The 20,762-nt window shown below is 62.8% G+C and carries 21 protein-coding genes; 15 read left to right on the forward strand and 6 right to left on the reverse strand.

Going from position 1 to position 20,762, the window contains the following annotated elements:
* Positions 1-56 precede the first annotated feature (56 nt).
* From phnC to ACTRWK_RS07450, 5 genes are all read left to right on the forward strand, one after another.
* Positions 57-866 (forward strand): phosphonate ABC transporter ATP-binding protein, encoded by an 810-nt coding sequence (phnC, locus tag ACTRWK_RS07430; RefSeq protein ID WP_037943147.1) that lies wholly within the window; start codon positions 57-59, stop codon positions 864-866.
* A 67-nt stretch (positions 867-933) separates the two neighbouring features.
* The gene (phnD, locus tag ACTRWK_RS07435; RefSeq protein ID WP_005851293.1) at positions 934-1,845 is read left to right on the forward strand and encodes a phosphonate ABC transporter substrate-binding protein; all 912 of its coding nucleotides are present in this window, start codon (positions 934-936) and stop codon (positions 1,843-1,845) included.
* A gap of 71 nt (positions 1,846-1,916) precedes the next feature.
* On the forward strand, positions 1,917-2,801 hold the full coding sequence (phnE, locus tag ACTRWK_RS07440; protein WP_462843857.1) for a phosphonate ABC transporter, permease protein PhnE: 885 nt from the start codon (positions 1,917-1,919) through the stop codon (positions 2,799-2,801).
* Positions 2,798-4,096: a phosphonate ABC transporter, permease protein PhnE gene (gene phnE / locus ACTRWK_RS07445; protein WP_037943149.1), complete on the forward strand. Its 1,299-nt coding sequence runs from the start codon at positions 2,798-2,800 to the stop codon at positions 4,094-4,096. The genes phnE (ACTRWK_RS07440) and phnE (ACTRWK_RS07445) overlap by 4 nt, the downstream gene beginning before the upstream one ends.
* Positions 4,096-4,710, forward strand: a complete 615-nt coding sequence (locus ACTRWK_RS07450; RefSeq protein WP_037943150.1) for an LbetaH domain-containing protein — start codon at positions 4,096-4,098, stop codon at positions 4,708-4,710. Before phnE (ACTRWK_RS07445) ends, ACTRWK_RS07450 begins: the two co-directional genes overlap by 1 nt.
* Positions 4,711-4,722: 12 nt before the next feature.
* Here ACTRWK_RS07450 and phnF read toward each other — a convergent pair whose 3' ends face one another.
* Positions 4,723-5,436, reverse strand: coding sequence for a phosphonate metabolism transcriptional regulator PhnF (phnF, locus tag ACTRWK_RS07455; RefSeq protein ID WP_005851300.1), 714 nt, complete (start codon positions 5,434-5,436; stop codon positions 4,723-4,725).
* A gap of 102 nt (positions 5,437-5,538) precedes the next feature.
* Here phnF and phnG point away from each other — a divergent pair, with 102 nt between their 5' ends.
* The 10 genes from phnG to ACTRWK_RS07505 all read left to right on the forward strand — a co-directional run bounded on the left by phnG (position 5,539) and on the right by ACTRWK_RS07505 (position 15,069).
* Complete coding sequence (phnG, locus tag ACTRWK_RS07460; RefSeq protein ID WP_375071251.1) at positions 5,539-5,994, forward strand: phosphonate C-P lyase system protein PhnG; 456 nt, start codon at positions 5,539-5,541, stop codon at positions 5,992-5,994.
* Positions 5,994-6,554 carry a phosphonate C-P lyase system protein PhnH gene (gene phnH / locus ACTRWK_RS07465; RefSeq protein WP_037943153.1) on the forward strand — a complete coding sequence of 187 codons (561 nt, stop codon included), beginning with the start codon at positions 5,994-5,996 and terminating at the stop codon, positions 6,552-6,554. The genes phnG and phnH overlap by 1 nt, the downstream gene beginning before the upstream one ends.
* Positions 6,554-7,702 carry a carbon-phosphorus lyase complex subunit gene (locus tag ACTRWK_RS07470; protein WP_037943154.1) on the forward strand — a complete coding sequence of 383 codons (1,149 nt, stop codon included), beginning with the start codon at positions 6,554-6,556 and terminating at the stop codon, positions 7,700-7,702. The genes phnH and ACTRWK_RS07470 overlap by 1 nt, the downstream gene beginning before the upstream one ends.
* Positions 7,699-8,568, forward strand: a complete 870-nt coding sequence (locus ACTRWK_RS07475; RefSeq protein WP_005851308.1) for an alpha-D-ribose 1-methylphosphonate 5-phosphate C-P-lyase PhnJ — start codon at positions 7,699-7,701, stop codon at positions 8,566-8,568. The genes ACTRWK_RS07470 and ACTRWK_RS07475 overlap by 4 nt, the downstream gene beginning before the upstream one ends.
* A complete protein-coding gene (phnK, locus tag ACTRWK_RS07480; protein WP_005851310.1) occupies positions 8,565-9,335 on the forward strand; it encodes a phosphonate C-P lyase system protein PhnK in 771 nt (256 codons plus the stop codon). The genes ACTRWK_RS07475 and phnK overlap by 4 nt, the downstream gene beginning before the upstream one ends.
* A gap of 5 nt (positions 9,336-9,340) precedes the next feature.
* A complete protein-coding gene (gene phnL / locus ACTRWK_RS07485) occupies positions 9,341-10,024 on the forward strand; it encodes a phosphonate C-P lyase system protein PhnL (protein WP_289081813.1) in 684 nt (227 codons plus the stop codon).
* On the forward strand, positions 10,021-10,596 hold the full coding sequence (gene phnN / locus ACTRWK_RS07490; protein ID WP_289081812.1) for a phosphonate metabolism protein/1,5-bisphosphokinase (PRPP-forming) PhnN: 576 nt from the start codon (positions 10,021-10,023) through the stop codon (positions 10,594-10,596). Before phnL ends, phnN begins: the two co-directional genes overlap by 4 nt.
* Positions 10,593-11,735, forward strand: a complete 1,143-nt coding sequence (locus ACTRWK_RS07495; RefSeq protein ID WP_037943159.1) for an alpha-D-ribose 1-methylphosphonate 5-triphosphate diphosphatase — start codon at positions 10,593-10,595, stop codon at positions 11,733-11,735. Before phnN ends, ACTRWK_RS07495 begins: the two co-directional genes overlap by 4 nt.
* Positions 11,736-11,916: 181 nt before the next feature.
* The gene (locus tag ACTRWK_RS07500; RefSeq protein ID WP_037943162.1) at positions 11,917-12,966 is read left to right on the forward strand and encodes a HesA/MoeB/ThiF family protein; all 1,050 of its coding nucleotides are present in this window, start codon (positions 11,917-11,919) and stop codon (positions 12,964-12,966) included.
* A gap of 87 nt (positions 12,967-13,053) precedes the next feature.
* Complete coding sequence (locus tag ACTRWK_RS07505) at positions 13,054-15,069, forward strand: M3 family metallopeptidase (protein ID WP_289081811.1); 2,016 nt, start codon at positions 13,054-13,056, stop codon at positions 15,067-15,069.
* A gap of 114 nt (positions 15,070-15,183) precedes the next feature.
* On the opposite strand, the gene ACTRWK_RS07510 is transcribed toward ACTRWK_RS07505, so the two are convergent.
* From ACTRWK_RS07510 to mreC, 5 genes are read right to left on the reverse strand one after another with little or no spacing between them, the layout of a single operon-like run.
* Entirely contained in the window at positions 15,184-16,116 is a 933-nt protein-coding gene (locus ACTRWK_RS07510; protein WP_289081810.1) for a 2-hydroxyacid dehydrogenase, read from the reverse strand.
* A gap of 7 nt (positions 16,117-16,123) precedes the next feature.
* Complete coding sequence (gene rodA, locus ACTRWK_RS07515; RefSeq protein WP_462843858.1) at positions 16,124-17,263, reverse strand: rod shape-determining protein RodA; 1,140 nt, start codon at positions 17,261-17,263, stop codon at positions 16,124-16,126.
* Entirely contained in the window at positions 17,260-19,203 is a 1,944-nt protein-coding gene (gene mrdA / locus ACTRWK_RS07520) for a penicillin-binding protein 2 (protein WP_005851326.1), read from the reverse strand. The genes rodA and mrdA overlap by 4 nt, the downstream gene beginning before the upstream one ends.
* Positions 19,204-19,213: 10 nt before the next feature.
* The gene (locus ACTRWK_RS07525) at positions 19,214-19,849 is read right to left on the reverse strand and encodes a hypothetical protein (protein ID WP_005851327.1); all 636 of its coding nucleotides are present in this window, start codon (positions 19,847-19,849) and stop codon (positions 19,214-19,216) included.
* Entirely contained in the window at positions 19,846-20,751 is a 906-nt protein-coding gene (gene mreC / locus ACTRWK_RS07530) for a rod shape-determining protein MreC (RefSeq protein ID WP_005851329.1), read from the reverse strand. Before mreC ends, ACTRWK_RS07525 begins: the two co-directional genes overlap by 4 nt.
* Between the last annotated feature and the right edge of the window lie 11 nt (positions 20,752-20,762).

A 20,762-nucleotide genomic window follows, 5' to 3' on the forward strand; every position in this document is an offset into this window, starting at 1 on the left:
GCTGAAACGAATGTGAATTAATGCCGCCCTAGGTTCCCCGAAAAAAGGGGAACCGAATGCTTCAGCTTCAAGCCGTCACAAAAACATTTGGCGCGAATACAGCCGTTCACGCGGCGAGCTTTTCCGTCGACCGCCCGATGATGATTGGCATCATTGGCAGTTCCGGTGCCGGTAAGTCGACGCTGCTGCGGATGATGAATTGCCTGACCCCTGCCAGTTCGGGCGAGATTCTGGTCAACGGGCGCGACATCACCAAGCTGCGCGGGGCGGAGAAGCGCGATTGGCAATCCCATTGCGCGATGATCTTTCAGCAGTTCAATCTGGTGCCGCGTCTGGATGTGGTGTCGAACGTGCTGCATGGCACGTTGAACCGCCGGTCGACATTGGCGACGATGTTCAACCTCTACCCCGAAGGCGACATCATCCGCGCCATCGATATTCTGGATCGTCTGGGCATTGCCGAGCACGCTCCCAAACGCGCCGAGGCCCTGTCGGGCGGTCAGCAGCAACGTGTCGCCATTGCGCGCGCACTGATGCAGGACCCCACGATTATTCTGGCCGATGAACCCATCGCCTCGCTTGATCCGATGAACGCACAGCTGGTGATGCAGGCGCTGCGGGATATCCACGAACAGGACGGGCGCATGGTGATCGCGAACCTGCACACGCTGGACACCGCGCGTCGTTATTGCGACCGCGTGATCGGCATGCGGCAGGGGCGCATCGTGTTTGACGGCACGCCCGCGCAGCTGACCACCGGTGTGGCGCGCGACATTTACGGGGCGGATGCCAGCTTTTCCGAAGCGACGACATCGACCCAGATCGAAACGCTGTCCGCCCGTCCCGAAACGGTGGCGGCGCAATAACCCCAATTATCTTTTCATCCCCAGCCTCCGATCCTCGGGGGCCTATCTGCAAAAAGAGAGACGACCGATGAACAAACTACTTGCTGCTGCTTTCGCGACGACCGCCCTTGCGACGGGTGCTGTGGCCCAAACCGAAGCCATTTCCGAATTCCGCATCGGTATTCTGGGTGGCGAGAACGCGCAGGACCGGATGAATTCGAACGAATGTATGCGCGCCATGACCGAGGATGCCTTGGGCGTCCCGACCAAGCTGTTCGCCCCTGCCGATTATAACGGCGTTATCCAGGGTCTGCTGGGCGGCACGCTGGATATGGCATGGTTGGGTGCTTCCGCCTATGCCGCCGTGTATCTGCAAGACGCCGAAGCGGTCGAGCCTGTGCTGGTGAAAATCAACGTGGACGGGTCTTATGGCTACCACTCCATCGGGTTTGCCCGCGCCGACAGCGGCATCACCAAGCTTGAAGACGTCAAGGGCAAGGTCTTTGGCTTCGGTGACCCGAACTCCACCTCGGGCTATCTGATCCCGTCCATCGAGATCCCCCAGATGGGCGAAGAGATCACCATGGACTCCGGCGCGTATTTTGGCGAGGTCAAGTTCACCGGCGGTCACGAGCAGACCATCGTTGCGGTCAACAATGGCGACATCGATGCAGGCGTGACCTGGGCTGATGGTCAGGGCAACTGGGAAGACGGCTACAACTCCGGCGCGCTGCGCAAGGCCGTGGACGCAGGCCTGGTCGATATGAACGATCTGGTGGAAATCTGGCGCTCCAAGCCGATCCCCGAAGGCCCCGTCGTGCTGCGCACCAGCCTGCCTCAGGACGTCAAAGACAAGATGACCGCGCTGGTCGACAACCTGTACGAGAACGACCCCGACTGCGCCTATGGCGTGGCGGCGGGCGACAGCCTTGGGTTCGACCCGATTACCCATGACGCCTATGTGTCGATCATCGAAGCCCGCAAGGCAAAATCGAATTGATCCAAGTGATTTAAGCACTGTCGCTGGCTCCGATCCGCATCGGGGCCAGCATTTTTACGTAAGGGCTTCCCATGACCGCGACATCGCAAACCGACCCCGACCTGGCAGGGATTCAGGAAAACTATCTGGCACTGGCCCGATCAAAGCGCTGGATGAATCTGGTGCTGCTGATCCTTTTCGTAGCGCTGCTGGTGGGTGGATTTAACACCGCAGGCAACCGCAATGCGGGCGGGTTCTGGGACGGCTTGCCGAATATTCTGGATTTCCCCGCCGATGTGATCGGCGAAGCGATTGAACGCGGGCACCTGCTGCCCGGCTATATGGCGAAATACCTGCCGTCGCTGATAGAGACGGTGAATATCGCCGTCGCCTCGACCCTGCTGGGGGCGATGGTCGGGCTGTTCTTGTCGCTGATGGTCACGCGCGGGTTGGCTCCGGTGCCGTGGCTCGTGGGCCCTTTGCGCCGCGTATTGGATCTGCTGCGTGCCATACCCGAGATTGTCATCGCGCTGGTGCTGATCTTTCTGCTGGGGGGCGGGCCAGTGCCTGCGATGATCGCCATCGCGCTGCATACCATCGGTGCCTTGGGCAAATTGTTCTCGGAGGTGAATGAAAACGCATCGCTCAAACCGGTAGAGGGTCTTGCCTCTGTCGGGGCGGGGTGGAGCCAGCGCATGTGGCTTGGCGTGATCCCGCAGGTGGCCCCGAACTACATCAGCTATGCGCTCCTGCGGTTCGAGATCAACATCCGCGCCTCTGCGATCCTTGGCTTCGTCGGGGCAGGGGGCATCGGCTATGACCTGCGCAACACCATGAGCTGGGGGCAAGGCAAATTCGACGAGGCCGCCGCCATCTTCCTGCTGCTGTTCCTGACGATTGTGATCGTCGACCAGCTTTCTTCTGTTTTCCGTAACCGTCTGACCCACGGCCTGCCGAGCGCAAAGGTGACCCTATGACCGCGACCGCCCTTCATACCCAGACGATGGTCCATTTCTCGCGCAAGCGGATGGCTGCGCTGGCGCTGCCCGTGATCGTTCTGGCCTATTTCGTCTATATCTTCTTTGCCTTCGATATTCCGGGGCTGGGGGATCGGATCAACGTGGGAAATGCCCGCACGCTGGTGGCCGATGCCTATAGCTACAAGACCCATGTCACGCAGGACAACCGCGACGGCGCGTTTTCCGTCGCGATCGAAGGCGAGCGTAAGGGCGCATATGAAGCCGGCACGGCCCCCGATTGGGTCACGTTGGGGGATCGCCCTGTCGCGGATCTGGGGGGCGGTCATATCGTGACCTTTGGCCCGCAGGTGAGCTATGACATCCCGGGCTATGGCACGGTCATGGCCGAGCCGGGGCAGCGCGGTGTTCAGGCGACATTCCCGCCCGGCGATATTCCCGACTATATCAGCGCGTCCAAGAACCGCGTGATGATCAACACGGAGGCAGGGCGGCTGACGATCACCCGCAACCGGACCGAGGTGTTCAAATACGACTACGGGTGGGAGCTGTTCTTTTTCACGCTCGACAGCCCCTACCACGGGCTGGGCCCGGTCGCGCTGATGGGGCGTGCGTTCAGCGGTGAAGCGGGCGCGATCTTCCATGACTTCTGGACCAACCGCATGTGGCGGCACAGTGATGTGGCCTGGGCGCTTTACGAGACTTTGCTGATGGCCTTTCTGGGCACATTCGGCGCGGCGATCATCGCCCTGCCGCTGGGGTTTCTTGCGGCCAAGAACTTTACCCCGCTGCGGTCCTTGCGCTTTGCCGCACGGCGGATGTTCGATTTCCTGCGCGGTGTCGACGGGCTGATCTGGACCATCGTCCTGTCGCGCGCCTTCGGGCCGGGGCCGCTGACCGGAGCCTTGGCGATCCTGCTGACCGATACGGGGTCTTTCGGCAAGATGTTCTCGGAAGCGCTGGAGAATGTGGACGGCAAACAGATCGAAGGTATCGCCTCTACCGGGGCCAAGCCGCTGCAACGCTACCGTTTTGGGGTGCTGCCGCAGATCGTGCCCGTGCTGCTCAGCCAGGTCCTCTATTTCCTCGAATCCAACACCCGCTCTGCGACGATCATCGGGGCGATCACCGGCGGCGGCATCGGTCTGCTGCTGACGCAGGCGATTGCCACCCAGAAGGACTGGGAAGAGGTGACCTATTATATCGTGCTGATCGTGCTCATGGTCATGGCGATGGACAGTTTCTCGGGCTGGCTGCGCCGCAAGCTGATCAACGGTGACGAGGGCGGTCACTGATGCCGCGCCTGACTGCCGACAGCCCCCTCATCCACCCCGACTGCGAGATCAAAGATGCCACATTCGGAGCCTATACAGAGGTCGGGCGCGGGTCGCGGATCGCCCATAGCCAGCTTGGCGATTACAGCTATTGCGACCGCTACGCCGACATTGCCAACACCACCGTGGGTAAATTCTCGAACATCGCGGCCTATGTGCGGATCGGGGCCACAGACCACCCGATGGAAAAAGCCAGCCTGCATCACTTTCACTACCGCGCGGGCGACTACTTTGACGGCGCGGCTGACGATGACGCTTGGTTCGCACACCGTCGCAGCCGGCGCGTTACCCTTGGTCATGACACATGGCTTGGCAATGGCGCACAGGTGCGGCCAGAGGTAACGATCGGCCACGGCGCGGTCGTCGCGGGTGGGGCCATCGTGACCAAGGATGTCGCCCCCTATATGATCGTCGCGGGTATTCCAGCGGTGCCGCTGCGGGCGCGGTTCAGCGCGGGCATCGCTGACCGGATGATGGCGTTGGCATGGTGGGACTGGCCCCATGACGCCTTGCACCGCGCGCTGGATGATTTCCGCACGCTTTCAGCCGAGGCATTTCTGGAGCGCTACGAATAGCGCCTCGGGATTTCAGGTATCTGCCAGTGTCAGGGTCACTTTGTCCCCCGCAAACCACGTGCGCCCGTATTCCAGGGGTTGCCCCTGATCATCCACATTCAGGTTGATCGTGCGCAAGATCGGCGCGCCCTCGGCCACGCGTAGATGCAGCGCCTGGGTGGCGCTGGCGAGCTTGGCGTTGATGCGGGTTGAAGCGCGGGTATAATCCGTCACGCCCCCGAGCCGCAGCGCCGCCGTCACCGATTGCGCCTGTTCAAGATGCGCCAGCATGTCGGGGAAGCGCGCGGCAGAGAAGACGCTGCGAAACAGCGCGATCACCTGACCGTCGGCAAAGGACAGCCCCTCGCAGACCTGCACCTGTGCGTTCTGCGCCAGCGCGAGTGCGTCGCTTTCTTCGGGGCGCGCTGTGCGGGTTTCCAACGTCAGGAACTCTTTGCTTGGCATCCGCCCCTGCGCCGACAGGTTCTGGTGAAACCGCACGCGGCGGCCGATGGGGTAATCGGTGGGCGTCGAGGTCACGAACACTCCTGCACCGCGCCGCGGCAACACCAGCCCTTCGCCCGCCAGCGCCTTGATCGCGTGCCGCACCGTATGCCGGTTCACCCCGAACCGCGCGGCCAGCGCGCTTTCGGTCGGCAGCTTGTCGTCGGGGCCATAGACACCCGCTGCGATGTCGCTGCGCAGACTATGGGCGATGGCGGTCCAGATCGGGGTGCGTTGGGGCATGTCACAAATATTTCGCAAAAGGAGGGCTTGGCGCTGATCGGTGCTACAGGTAGTATTTGTCTAGTTGTATAGGCAACTCGAAAAGGTGTCTAGATGAATATGATGAACTCAGAAATCGACCCTCATGCGCGGCGTAAGGCATGGTTGGGTCTGCTTGCCAAATCCCCCGCCGCCGAGGTCGCGCTCCTTTGGGCCGCCTATGGCACCCACCCTGATCACAGCATTCTGCGCGCGCCGGAAATCGGCGGCGTAATGGTGCGCGGTCGGGCAGGGGCCGTCGGTGCCGCGTTCAACCTTGGCGAGATGTCCGTCACCCGTGCGTCTGTCAAGCTGGGCTGCGGTACGGTGGGTCACGGCTATGTGCAGGGCCGCAGCAAGGATCACGCGCTGCAGACGGCGCTGATTGACGCGCTGATGCAAACCGATGCGGCGACGCAGATAGAGGCCGCGATCCTCGCGCCCCTGCGCAAGGGGCGTGACACGGCCAAGGCCACCCGCGCGGCCAAGGCGGCGGCGACCAAGGTGGATTTCTTTACGATGGTACGAGGGGAAGACTGATGCAGACCCATGCTTTGGAGGGCGGCTTTACCGACGCCCCGATCGACGCCGCCCGCGCCTTTCGCGGGCTGATGACCGCGATGGCGCGCCCGGGGACGATCTGTGACGTCTCTGGGGCCACACCGCCCGCCCCGCTTGGCGCGGCGGCGGGCACCGCGATCCTGACGCTGTGTGATCCCGATACGCCAATCTATCTCGGCAGCGCTTGTGACACTCAGGATGTGCGCGATTGGATCACCTTTCAGACCGGCGCGCCCTTTGTGCCGCCCGCACAGGCGATGTTTGCCGTCGGGGCTTGGGAGGAGCTCCCGCTCTGCGAATTTGCCATCGGCACCGCCGAATATCCCGACCGCTCGGCGACGGTGGTTGTCGAGATGCCAGACCTCACGTCTCTGGGTGCGACCCTAAGCGGGCCGGGCATCAAGGATACCGCCAGCCTGTCGCTGCCGGATACTGCCGCGTTCCAACGCAACGCCGCGCTGTTCCCGCTGGGGCTGGATTTCATTTTCACCTGCGCAAACCGGCTTGCCGCGCTGCCGCGCACGACGAGGGTCCGCTGATGTATGTTGCTGTCAAAGGGGGCGAACGCGCCATCGACAACGCCCATGCCTGGCTGGCCGAGGAACGGCGCGGGGACCGTGATGTGGCGGAACTGGGGGTAGACCAGATTCGCGAGCAGATGACGCTCGCCGTTAATCGCGTGATGGCGGAAGGGTCGCTGTATGATCCCGACCTTGCCGCGCTGGCGATCAAACAATCGCGTGGTGATCTGATAGAGGCGATCTTTCTGATCCGCGCCTACCGCACCACGCTGCCGCGTTTTGGCGGCTCTAACCCGGTGGATACGGCCACCATGGCCTGCGACCGCCGCGTGTCTGCAACGTTCAAGGATGCACCCGGTGGGCAAGTGCTGGGGCCAACATTTGACTACACCCACCGTCTGCTGGACTTCAAACTCGCCGCCGATGGCGAGTTTGGCGAGATGCCGCAAACAGAGCCTAATGCAGGCGAAACGCCGCATATCATGGGGTTCCTTGATCGCGAGGATCTGATCCAGTCGGAACCCGCAGGGGCGGACACACCGGACGATCTGACCCGCAGCCCGCTGGAGCTTCCGGCGAGCCGTGCCCTGCGTTTGCAGGCTCTAACACGGGGGGATGAGGGGTTTATCCTTGGCATGGCCTATTCCACCCAACGGGGCTATGCGCGCAACCACGCCTTTGTGGCAGAGCTGCGCATCGGTGCGGTCGCGGTCGAGATGGAAATCCCCGAGCTCGGCTTTGCCATCGACATCGGCGAGATCACCCTGACCGAATGCGAAACCGTCAACCAGTTCAAAGGCTCAAAAACCGAACCGCCGCAATTCACGCGCGGCTACGGGCTGGTCTTTGGGATGACGGAGCGCAAGGCGATCTCTATGGCGCTGGTCGACCGCGCGTTGCGCTGGAAAGAACTGGGCGAGGATAACCTAGGTGCCCCCGCGCAGGACGAGGAATTCGTGCTGTATCACGCCGACAACATCCAGGCGACGGGGTTTCTGGAGCATATCAAACTGCCTCACTACGTCGACTTCCAATCCGAACTGGAACTGATCCGCAAACTGCGCCGCGAGGCACAGGCATCAGAGCAAGCGGCGGGACAGGCCGAGGGGGAGGGCCCCTCCGGGGGGAGTTTAAAGGGCAAAATGAAGGAAGGGGTGGCGTCATGAGCGACTATAACTTCGCCTATCTGGACGAGCAGACCAAACGCATGATCCGCCGCGCTATACTGAAAGGATTGGCGATCCCGGGGTATCAGGTGCCTTTTGCCAGCCGCGAGATGCCGATGCCTTATGGCTGGGGCACGGGTGGTGTGCAGGTTTCGGCAGCGGTTCTGACGCCCGAGGACCGGTTCAAGGTGATCGATCAGGGCGCCGATGATACGACTAATGCAGTCTCTATCAGGCGGTTTTTCGAGAAAACGGCGGGTGTCGCCGTGACCGAGGCCACCACAGAGGCCAGCGTTATCCAGACCCGTCACCGCATCCCCGAAACACCCCTGCGCGAAGACCAGATCCTTGTCTATCAGGTGCCGATCCCCGAACCCCTGCGGTTTCTTGAACCGTCAGAGGTCGAGACACGCAAGATGCACAGCCTTGAGGAATACGGATTGATGCACGTGAAACTTTACGAAGACATCAGCCAGCACGGCGCGATTGCCACGGCCTATGCCTATCCGGTGAAGGTCGAGGGGCGCTATGTCATGGACCCGTCCCCGATCCCCAAGTTCGACAACCCCAAGCTCGAGATGGCCGGTATCCAACTGTTCGGCGCAGGCCGCGAACAGCGCATCTATGCGGTGCCGCCCTATACGCAGGTGGTCAGTCTGGACTTCGACGATTATCCGTTCGAGCCGACCAAGGCGGATCATGCCTGTGACCTATGCGGCGCGACGGACAGCTATCTGGACGAGTTGATCATGGATGACGCCGGCGGGCGGATGTTCATGTGTTCGGATACGGATTACTGCGGCGCGCGGCGTGCGGCAGGGCATCTGGGTGCGCAGGGCGCCCCCTTGGCGGAGGACGCGGCATGACCCCTTTGTTGCAAGTGGAAGGCATCGCCAAGATGTACGGCGCACGAATCGGCTGTACCGACGTGTCGTTTGATCTTTATCCGGGCGAGGTGATGGGCATCGTCGGGGAAAGCGGGTCGGGCAAGTCGACGCTTCTGAACTGTTTGGCAGGGCATTTGCAGCCCGACGCCGGGGCCGTCCGTTTCGACACCCGCGCCGAGGGTTTGCGCGATACGGTCACGATGAGCGAGCCTGAACGCCGCATGTTGTCGCGCACCGATTGGGCCTTTGTGCATCAGCACGCCCGCGACGGGCTGCGCATGAATGTCAGCGCAGGCGGCAATGTGGGCGAGCGGCTGATGGCCGTGAACGCCCGCCATTACGGCGACATCCGCGACAAGGCGATCGACTGGCTGGGCCGCGTCGAGATCAGCGCCGACCGCATTGATGACCGGCCCACGGCGTTCTCTGGCGGTATGCAGCAGCGCTTGCAGATCGCGCGCAATCTGGTGACAGGCCCGCGGTTGGTGTTCATGGATGAACCCACGGGGGGTCTGGATGTCAGCGTGCAGGCGCGGCTGCTGGATCTGCTGCGGGGTCTCGTGCGCGAGATGGGGTTGAGCGCCATCATCGTCACCCATGATCTGGCTGTGGTGCGTTTGCTGGCCGACCGGCTGATGGTCATGAAAGACGGCCATGTTATCGAAAGCGGGCTGACCGATCAGGTGCTCGACGATCCGCAGCATGCCTATACGCAGCTTCTTGTTTCCTCTGTCCTACAGGTATGAACTCGATGATTACTGTTGAAAACGTGTCGAAATCTTTTGTGTTGCACAATCAGGGGGCTGCCGAAATCTCTGTTATGGCGGGGGCGTCGCTGTCGGTGGCACAGGGGGAGTGTATCGCTTTGGTCGGGGCCTCAGGCGCAGGTAAATCGACCCTGATGCGGATGATTTACGGCAATTACCTGACCCAGTCGGGGCGCATTGTGGTGGGCGATCTGGATGTCGTGACTGCGGCACCAAGGCAGGTGATCCAGCTGCGCCGCACCACATTGGGCTATGTCAGCCAGTTCCTGCGGGTTGTGCCACGGGTATCGACGCTGGACGTGGTGGCAGAGCCGCTGATGGCCACCGGATCTGATCGCGCCAGTGCCGAAGCGCAGGCGAAAACCCTGTTGCAGAGACTGAATATACCTGAACGTCTGTGGCAGCTGAGCCCCACGACCTTCTCGGGCGGAGAGCAGCAGCGCGTCAATATCGCACGTGGTTTTGCCTATCCCTATCCCGCGCTATTGCTGGATGAACCGACCGCCAGCCTTGATCCCGTGAACCGCGCCACCGTGCTAAAGATGATCGCCGAGGCGAAGGCGCGTGGCGCTGCCATCATCGGGATTTTTCACGACCACGCCGCGCGCGACGAAATTTGCGACCGGCAGTTTGACGTGACCCGGTTCACCCCGGGGATGGCCGCATGACGGGGCGGTTTATTGCAGTCGTCGGGCCTTCTGGTGTGGGGAAAGACAGCGTAATGGAGGGGCTGGCCGCTGCGGACCCGACGCTTTGCCTTGCGCGGCGCGTGATCTCGCGGCCCGCAACCCTTGGCGGAGAAGCGTTCGACGGCGTGTCGGAGCGTGCCTTCAGGAAGGCAGAGGATGACGGTGCGTTTATCCTCAGCTGGCATGCGCATGGTTGGCACTACGGCATCCCGCAGTCCGTCGCGCTAGAGGTGGCGCAGGGGCGTGATGTGCTGGTGAACCTGTCGCGGGCCGTCCTGCCACAGGCACAGGCCCTCTTTGCGCGGTTTTGCGTGATTTTGCTGCGAGCGGATCATGACATCCTCGCCGCGCGTCTGACGGCGCGCAACCGCGAGGACGCCGCCGAGATAGAGCGCCGCCTGGCCCGTGCGGATTTCGCCATGCCCCTCGGTATGCCCCATCAGGTGATCGACAACAGCGGCCCCTTGGCGCAGACCATTGCCGCGATACGCCAGCACCTTTCCCAGACAGCCTGCGACGCTGGCCAGTCCAATCAGAAGATAATGCCATGACCCAAGAGACAATTTTCGCCAACGCCCGCCTGATCCTGCGGGATCGCGTCGAGACCGGAACGCTCCGCATCGCAGACGGGGTAATCACCGACATCGATTTCGGCACCGCCGTGCCCAAAGGCGCGCAGGACATGCAGGGCGACTACATCGCTCCCGGTCTGGTCGAACTGCACACCGATAATCTGGAACGGCATATGTCGCCGCGCCCCAAGGTCGACTGGCCGCACCGCGCGGCCATCCTCGCCCATGACCGTGAACTGGCGGGCACCGGCATCACCACCGTGTTCGATGCGATCCGCGTCGGGTCGATGATCTCGGCCGAGCACCAGTACCAGAGATATGCGCGCGGCATGGTCGATACCATTCTGGCGATGCGCGCCGCCGGAGCCCTGCGGATCAGCCACCACATCCACCTGCGGGCCGAGATCTGTTCGGAAACGCTGGCCGAAGAGCTGGCCGAATTCGGCCCAGAGGATCGCGTTGGCATCGTCTCGATGATGGACCACACGCCGGGTCAGCGTCAGTTCCGCGATCTGTCGAAATTCGAGGCCTATGTGCGCGGCAAACACAGCTTTGATGCCGCCGCCTTCCAGCGTCATGTGGACACTCTGTACGATGTGCAAAAGCAATATGGCAAAACCCACGAGGCCGCGACCGTTGCGGCAGCCACCCGATATGGCGCAGCGCTTGCCAGCCACGACGACACCACCGCCGAGCAGGTCGAGACGAGCCACCGCTACGGCGTCCGGCTTGCCGAGTTTCCCACCACGATCGAGGCGGCGCATAGCTGTCATGCCAATGGGATCGCGACCATCATGGGCGCGCCCAACGTCATTCGCGGCGGGTCGCATTCGGGCAATGTCGCCGCCCTTGATCTGGCGAAGGCGGACCGGCTGGATATCCTGTCGTCCGACTACGTGCCCGCGGGCCTGTTGATCGCGGCATTGCAACTGGGGGATCTGTGGGGGGATCTGGCGCGCGGGCTGGCGACGGTCACCCACGCGCCTGCACAAAGCGTGGGGCTGACGGACCGCGGCACGATAGAGGTCGGCGCACGCGGCGATGTGATCCGGTTTGCGCGGCTCGATGCCTTGCCGATCCTGCGCGAGACATGGGTCGAAGGGCAGCGCGTCTTTTGACCTGATGCAGCGGCGCGACGCTTGCGGCGCTCTGGCGGGCGGGGCGTAGCTTTGGGGTTGGTGTCGGCGGAAAAATGCTTAGGTTGCCGCTTTAGGGTCTGAACACCCGGAAACAAAGCGGGGGCCTTATGCGCCAATCATTAATGCAACCACATCCCCATGTCACAGGCGGAGGCGTCTGATGCTGTTGGTGCTGGGACTGGCCGCGTTGATCTGGGGCGCGGGGGCTGCGTTCGGCCAGCCGCGTGAACGGCGCGTCGTGGTGTTGGGCATGCTGTTTGGTCTGGTGATCGGGTTGAACCTCTTGCTGCCCCAAGCGCACCCCTTGCGCGTGGCGACGGGTGGCTCGGCAGCCCCGTGGCTGCTGCTGACGGGATTTCTGCTGCTGATCTTTGGCTATAGCTGGGTGTTGAACCGCCTGCGCGCCCGCGCCGAACCGGTGGCCGCACCGACGCCCGCCGCGCAAACTGGCACTTTCTCGGAAACGGAGCTGAACCGCTATGCCCGCCACATCGTGCTGCGCGAGGTTGGTGGACCGGGCCAAAAGGCGCTAAAGCAGGCGCGGGTGCTGGTCATTGGCGCGGGTGGGCTTGGCGCGCCGGTGCTGCAATACCTGACGGCGGCCGGTGTCGGCACGATTGGTGTGATCGACGATGACGTGGTCGAGAATGCCAATCTGCAACGACAAGTGATCCACAAAGACAGCGCCATCGGCACGCCCAAGGTCTTTTCAGCGCAGGCCGAGATGGAGGCGCAGAACCCTTTTGTCACCGTGCGCCCCTATCACCGCCGCCTGACGGAAGACATCGCGGCAGAGCTTTTCACCGACTACGATCTGGTGCTGGACGGCACGGATAATTTCGACACGCGCTATCTGGTGAACCGCACCTGTGTCGCGGCCGGTTTGCCGCTGATCTCGGGGGCGCTGTCGCAATGGGAAGGACAGCTGAGCATCTTTGACCCCTCCAAGGGCGCGCCATGCTACCAGTGCATTTTCCCGCAGGCCCCGGCGGCCCATCTTGCCCCCAGCTGTGCGCAGGCCGGGGTGATCGGCCCCTTGCCCGGCGTGATCGGCGCGATGATGGCATCCGAGGCGATCAAGCTGATCACCGGTGCCGGTGCGCCGCTGCGTGGTCAAATGCTGATGTATGATGCGCTCTACGGCGAGAACCGCGTGATCGGCGTCTCCAAACGCGACGACTGTCCGATCTGCGGGAACGCGGGCGACTAGACGACCCGCCATGGCGGCTTTGCGCGCGGGTATTGCGATTGTATTGCCCCGCCGCAGTGCATAGCTTGATCCGTAAAGGAGACCGCCATGACAAACCCTTTGCTACAGGATTGGGACACCCCGTTTCAGATCGCCCCTTTCGACAAGATTTCCGACGATGATTTCGCCCCCGCGCTGGACGAGGCCCTGCAGACGCACCGGATGGAGATCGACGCCATCGCCGACTGCGAATATGATCCGACGTTTTCCAACACGATCGAGGCGCTCGAGGAAGCAGGCAGCCAGCTGGACCGCGTGTTGGGCGTGTTCTTCACCGTCGCAGGGGCCGACAGCAACCCCACGCGCGAAGACCTGCAGCGCAAATTCTCGCCGCTGCTGTCTGCGCATTTCTCTGACATCTCAAGCAACAAGGCGCTGTTTGCGCGCGTGGCCTCCGTCTGGGAAAATCGCGACAGCTTCGATCTGACGCCCGAACAGGCACGGGTGTTGATGCTGACCCACCGCGGCTTTGTGCGCGCAGGCGCGGCGCTGGAGGGTGCGGATGATGCGCGGATGAAAGAGATCAAGAACCGGCTGGCGGTGTTGGGGACACAGTTCACCCAGAACCTGCTGGCGGATGAACGCAGCTGGTTCATGCCGTTGGAGGAATCCGATCTGGAAGGGCTGCCCGACTTTGTCATCGATGCCGCCCGTGCGGCGGGCGAGGAGAAAGAGGCAGGCGCGCCGGTCATTACCCTTTCGCGGTCTTTGATCACACCGTTCCTGCAATTCTCGCCGCGCCGCGATCTGCGCGAAAAGGCGTTTCTCGCTTGGCAGTCCCGTGGGGCCAATGGCGGCGAGACCGATAACCGCGCCATCGCTGCCGAGATCCTCGCCCTGCGCGAGGAACGGGCCAAGCTTCTGGGCTATGACAATTTCGCGGCTTACAAGCTGGAAACAGAGATGGCGAAAACACCCAAAGCGGTGCGCCAGCTGCTGATGGATGTCTGGACCCCGGCAAAGCGCCAAGCGCAGGCGGACGCCGAGGTGCTGACCCGTATGATGCATGACGATGGCGTGAACGCCGATCTGGCCCCGTGGGACTGGCGCTACTATGCGCAGAAACGGCGCGTGGCAGAGCATGATCTGGATGAAGCCGCGTTGAAACCGTATTTCCAGCTGGACCGGATGATCGACGCGGCCTTCGACTGCGCCACGCGATTGTTCGCTCTCGAATTCAAGCCCCTCGACGTGCCGCTCTATCACCCCGATTGTCGCGCGTGGGAAGTGACCCGCAACGGCGAACATGTGGCCGTGTTCATCGGTGACTACTTTGCACGCGGATCGAAACGGTCGGGCGCGTGGTGCAGCGCCATGCGGTCTCAGGCGAAATTCCCCGACGTGCAGTCGCCCGTCGTGATCAACGTGTGCAACTTTGCCAAAGCCGCGCCTGCGCTGCTGTCCTATGACGATGCACGCACGCTGTTTCATGAATTTGGCCATGCGCTGCACCAGATGCTGTCGGATGTGACCTACGAATCCGTGAGCGGCACATCGGTCGCGCGTGATTTTGTCGAACTGCCCAGCCAGTTGTTCGAACATTGGCTCGAAGTGCCCGACGTGCTCAGCCAATTTGCCACCCACGCCAAAACAGGCGACCCCATGCCGCCCGAGATGTTGGAAAAGGTGCTGGGGGCCGCGAATTTCGACATGGGGTTCGCCACGGTCGAATATGTCGCCTCTGCGCTGGTAGACCTCGAATTCCACGACGGTGCGGCACCTGCCGATCCGATGGAGAAACAGGCGCAGGTACTGGCCGGTCTGGGCATGCCGCCGGCAATCACCATGCGCCACGCCACGCCGCAGTTTGCCCATGTCTTTTCCGGCGACGGCTATTCCAGCGGCTACTACAGCTACATGTGGTCCGAGGTGATGGACGCAGACGCCTTCGCCGCCTTTGAAGAGGCCGGTAGCGCCTTTGATCTCGACCGCGCCGCCGCGCTAGAGCAGCACATCCTGTCCACCGGCGGCAGTCAGGACGCGGCGGAACTGTACAAGGCGTTCCGTGGCCGGTTGCCGGGGGTAGAGGCTTTGCTGAAGGGTCGCGGTCTGACAGCAGGCTGAGCGCCCGCGGCCGGCCTGCCTTCGGCGAGAGTTTAAGAGGCAAAATGAAGGGGCGCGCGGCTGCAGCTTCATTTTGCCAAATAAACTCAAATCCCGCCCTCGATACGGGGCGGGTCAGTAGCCTTTGGCGCGATCCACCAGATGCAGGAAATCCTCACCCGCTTCACCGCGGCGGATGTTTTCGACGATGGCCTGTGCAGCGGTTGTCGCGCGGGTTTCAGCGGCGATGTGGGGCGTGACGGTGACGTTGGGATGCGCCCAATAGGGGTGGTCTGCGGGCAAGGGCTCGACACGGAACACATCCAGCGTGGCATGGGCGATCTGGCCGCTGTCGAGCGCTGCCAGCAGCGCGTCGTCATCGATCAGCGCGCCGCGGCCCGGGTTGATGATACAGGCACCAGCGGGCATTTGCGCCAGCGTCTCGGCATTCAGCGTGTTTTCGGTATCGGGCGTGTTGGGCAGCAGCAGCACCGCGATCTCGGCACTGCGCAGGGCATCTGCGTGCCCGGCGTCCCCATGCAGGCAGGTGACGCCCGCGATGTCCTTGGGGCTGCGCGACCAGCCGGTGACGTTGAACCCCAGATAGACCAGAGTTTCCGCCACCGCCGCGCCCAAGGCCCCCAGACCCAGAATAGTGACCTGTCGTTCCTGTGCCAGCGGTGGGGTGCGCGGGGTCCAATCGCTCTCCGTTTTGCGAATGTCCGTGTCCAGCCCCAGATGATAGCGCATCACATGGCCCGTGACCCATTCCACCATCCCCTTGGTCAGCCCCGGGTCCACCATCCGCGCCAGAGGGATCTTCAGCGTCGCGTTATTGGTGATGTTTTCCACCCCCGCCCAGAGGTTCAGCACCGCCTTGGCCCGCGTGTAGGGCGTGAAATCCTGCAAGGGGCTGTTGGGGGCATAGACGATGTAGTCCACGTCCTGCGGGGCGATATCCGTTGATAGGTGAGCCGCGATCCCCGCGGCATCAAGCGCTTGGCGCAGCGGCGTTTCATACGTCACCCAGCGTTCGGGGCGCGCGGCGAAAAGGATATTGAGGGGCATGGGCTTCCTATCTGGGGCGGTGGACATGGGCCGATTGTACAAGGCCAAAAGCCAGCAGCAACACCAGCATCGCCGACCCGCCGTAGCTGACCAGCGGCAAGGGGACCCCGACAACGGGCGCCAGCCCCATCACCATCGACATGTTCACCGCGAAGAACAAAAAGAAGTTCAGCGCGATGCCGAGGGTCAGCAGCGACGAGAAGCGGTCCTTGTTGATCAGCGCTGCCGCGACGCAGAAGACGATGATCAGCGCATAGAGACCCAGCAGGGAGAACCCGCCGACAAAGCCGAACTCCTCGGCCAGGGTGGTAAAGATGAAGTCGGTGTGTTTCTCGGGCAGGAAGTTCAGGCGCGACTGGGTGCCTTGCATGAACCCGCGCCCCGTCCAGCCGCCGGAGCCGAGCGCGATCTTGGATTGTGTGATGTGATACCCTGCGCCCAACGGGTCGGTGCTGGGATCGATAAACGTGTCAATGCGCCGGAACTGGTAATCTTTGATCAGCTGCCACGGCGTACCGCGGGACTGGAACACCGCCGTCACCAGTCCGACGGCTCCGGTGATGACCACGGCGAAATAACCCCAGTGCACTCCGGCCAGAAACATCAGCCCGCCGCCCGCTGCCATCAGCAGGATCGCGGTGCCCAGGTCGGGCTGTTTCAGCACCAGTGTCGTGGGGATCAGGATCAGCAGCACCGGCAGCAACACCCAAAGCGGGCGCGAGGTTTTCTTGGGCGGGAGCCAATCGTAATAGGCGGCCAGCATCATCACCAGCGTGATCTTCATCAGCTCGGAGGGTTGGAGGCGAAACGATCCGATCTCGATCCAGCGCTGCGCGCCCATGCCGACAGCGCCGAAAAGCTCTACCCCGATCAGCAGGATTACGGTCCCGAAATAGGCCACGCCTGCAAGGTTTCGCCAAAGCCAGATCGGCACCATCCCCGCGGCGATCATCAGCGCGATACCAAGGGCAAAGCGTTTCATCTGCGGTTCGGCCCAGGGGGTAAAGCTGCCACCGGCCACGGAGTAGAGCATCAGGAACCCCACCCCCGAAACAGCGGCCAGCAGGATGGTCAGCGGCCAGTTCAGGTGCAGGATCTTGGCAAAGCCCGTGGGGACATGTTTGACCGTATATTCAAGGTAGCTCATGCTTGGTCTTTCCCGCTGAAGTCCGCTTGGGGCTGGATCGCGCGCAGGGCTTTTTGCTGCTCGGCGATGCGGCCGCGGTCGGCGGTGGGGTAGGCCTCTAGCGGCGGTTCGCCGCCATAGATCGCTTGCAGTATGACATCGCGGGCGATGGGGGCCGCTGCGGTCGATCCGCCGCCGCCGTGTTCCACCAGCACCGATACCGCATAGCGTGGCTTGTCATAGGGGGCGAAGGCGACAAACAGCGCGTGGTCGCGGCGTTCCCAGGGCAGGTCCTCGTTGCGGCTGACCCCGCGCGCGCGTTCGGCCGCGGTGATGTTGCGTACCTGGCTGGTGCCGCTTTTGCCGGCCATGCGCACACCCTCGGCGATGACGCGCGACCGGTAGCCGGTGCCGCGTCGGTCGTTCACCACCGAATACATGCCCTTGCGCACCTGCCGCATGTTGTTTTCGTTCATGCCCAAAGGCTCGCCCGCGCCGCTGGGTTGTTCGACACCGTCAATAGATTTAATCAGACGCGGGACCACGGCGCGGTTGGTGGCGATCCGCGCGGTCATCACCGCCAGTTGCAGCGGTGAACTGAGGGTGAAGCCTTGCCCGATAGAAGCATTAACCGTGTCGCCGATCACCCATGAATCGCCTTTGGTCGCCTGTTTCCACTCTTTCGTGGGGGCCAGACCGGCGGCGACCGAGGACAGCGGCAGGTCGTGTTTCCAGCCCAGACCAAAGCGGTTTGCCATGGCCGAGATTTTCTCGATCCCGACTTTCATCGCCAGATCATAGTAATAGACGTCGCAGGATTGCTTGAGCGAGTTCTCGAGGTCGATCCAGCCGTGACCTGCGCGTTTCCAGCAGTGGAAACGGCGACCGCCGACCTCTAGGTGGCCGGGGCAATAGACGGTTTCTTCGGGGCCGACGATACCCTCTTCGAGGGCGGCCATGGCCACGACCATCTTGTAGGTCGATCCGGGCGGGTAGGTGCCCTGCACGGTCTTGTTGACCAGCGGGCGGTATTCCGATTGCAGCAACGGGTTATAATCGGCCGAGGATATCCCCCCGATGAACAGGTTCGGGTCGTAGCTGGGCGAAGAGGCATTGGCGACCAGATCGCCGTTCTCGCAATCCATGATCACGACGGCGGCGCTTTCGCTCCCCAATCGGGCCTGCACAAAGTTCTGCAGCTTGGAATCGATGGTAAGCTGCAGATCCGCACCCGATTGCCCTTCGCGGCGGGCCAGTTCGCGCATCACACGGCCGGTGGCGTTGACCTCGACCTGTTTGGTGCCGGCAGAGCCGCGCAACAGGGATTCCTGACGCGCCTCGACGTTGATCTTGCCGATCTGGAATCGGGGGATGCGCAGCACCGCATCGGGGTTTTCCAGCGCATCCAGATCGGCTTGGCTCACGCGGCCCACACGGCCGACAATATGCGCAAAGTCCGACCCACGGGGATAGACACGGGTCAGGCCGACCTCGGGGCTGACACCGGGTAGGGCGGGGGCGTTGACCGACACGCGGCTTACCTCGTCCCATGTGACATCATCGGCGACGGTCACCGGCAGGAACGGGGCGGAGCGTTTGATTTCGGCCATCGCGCGGTCGCGCATTTCGGGATCAAGGTCGATGACCTTGCCCAGCCGGTCCATCACCGCATCCACATCATCGGCATCCTCGCGCACGATCACGATCCGGTACGACGGCACGTTTTGCGCCAACCGCACGCCGTTACGGTCAAAGATTTCGCCTCGTGCAGGCGGGATCAACCGGATGTTGATCCGGTTCTCTTCGGCCAGCAGGCGGAACTGGTCAGCCTGATCGACCTGCAAGTAATTCATCCGCGCGGCCAGACCGCCCATGAACAGCAGTTGCGCGCTGCCCAGCAAAACAGCACGGCGGCTGAGCTTGGAATGGCTGGCTTCGCTATCGGCCCTGCTGCGTCTCATCTTGGTCTCCTCATGAGCGGTTGCCCATACTGTCCAGATCGCCGGGGGCGGATTTGCGCACGCCCATCAGCGCATGGGTCACAAACACCACAGCCGGATAGGTCAGGATCGTGACGGCCAGTTCAAACAGGCTCAGCGACCATTGTGGCGGTGGGACCAGCAGCAACGATAGCACGATCCGGTTCAGCATCAAAATAGCGATCAGCCATACGGAGACCGCCAGCCATTCCGCGCCAAAGGTGCTGTCGCGCAGTGTGCGACCACGGGTTTTCATATTCTCGCATGCCAGCAACGCCAGCAGCGCCCAGAGGCCGGGTGGACGTTGCAGCAACAGGTCCGTCAGCAGGAAGGCGACGGCGAGCAGCAGGGCGGGGACATAGTCGGGCCGCCGCACAGACCACGCCAGCGCAAAGGCGATCAGCAGGTCGGGGGCGATCCAGATGCGGTCGCTGCCTTGGTCCAGCAGGGCCCGCAGACGCGCCTCTGCGGGGTCGATGGTGGCCAGTGGGGGCGACAGCTCGGGCGCGAACAGCGCGATGGGCTGGGTATCAAGCGGCAGCAGATGGAAAAACAACAGGACCACTGTCAGCGCCAGAAACGCCGCGCGCATCAGCCACAATCGCAGGGGCGACAGTTCGTCCATCATTCGGTCGCAGGATCAAAGGGCAGGGGCGCGATCATGCCCGTGGCGTCATCCCGCACCACGGCCGCATCCTCGTTCACTTTTTCGGAGCCATGGTGGCGCAGCACGCGCAGGAATTCGAGCCGCTCGAAATCCGCCGCAAGACGCACGCGCAGCCGCCCGCCGGGGTCGGCGGCGACCTGACCGATCAGGATACCCGCAGGAAACACGCCGCCATCGCCAGAGCTGCTGACCCGATCACCGGGACGCACGAGGTCGGGGTTCTCGAGGAAATCAATCGGTGGCGCGGCGGAGTTGTCGCCCGCAATAATCGCCCGCTGTCCCGACGGCTGGATCACCGCCGGTATGCGGCTAGAGGTATCGGTCACCAGAATGACGCGCGCGGTGTTTTCGCCCACGCCGGAAATACGCCCTACCAGCCCGATGCCGTCCACCGTGGCCCAGCCATCGACAATGCCGTCACGGGCCCCGACGTTCAGCAGCACAGATTGGCGGAAGGGCGACCCGGAGTCCGCCTGCACTACACCGGTGATATGGGTCAAACGCGGATCAAGCCGCACCTTGTTCAGGTCCAGCAAACGGGCGTTTTCCTGTTCAAGCTGCAGCGCCGCTTCTTTCCAGGTCTGCATCTTGCGCAGCTCGGACCGCAGTTCCTGGTTCTGCACGGTCAGACGTTGATAGCTTTGGAAATCGCGGAACAGGTTCACCGTGCCGGTAACAGGGGCCATCGCCCAATCCAGATTGGGGACGATCCGGTCGGTGATCTGCGCGCGAAACCGTTCGACACGGGGGCTGTCGATCCGCCACAGCAGAAAGATGCCCGCCAGCACCAGCACGATGACGGCCAGCAGCAAGCGGCGCAGCGGGCGCCCAAAATCGTTCGAAGAGGATCGGTCGATGGCCATGCGTTATACGT

The organism is Sulfitobacter sp. G5_S2_6_S6 (assembly GCF_054968505.1).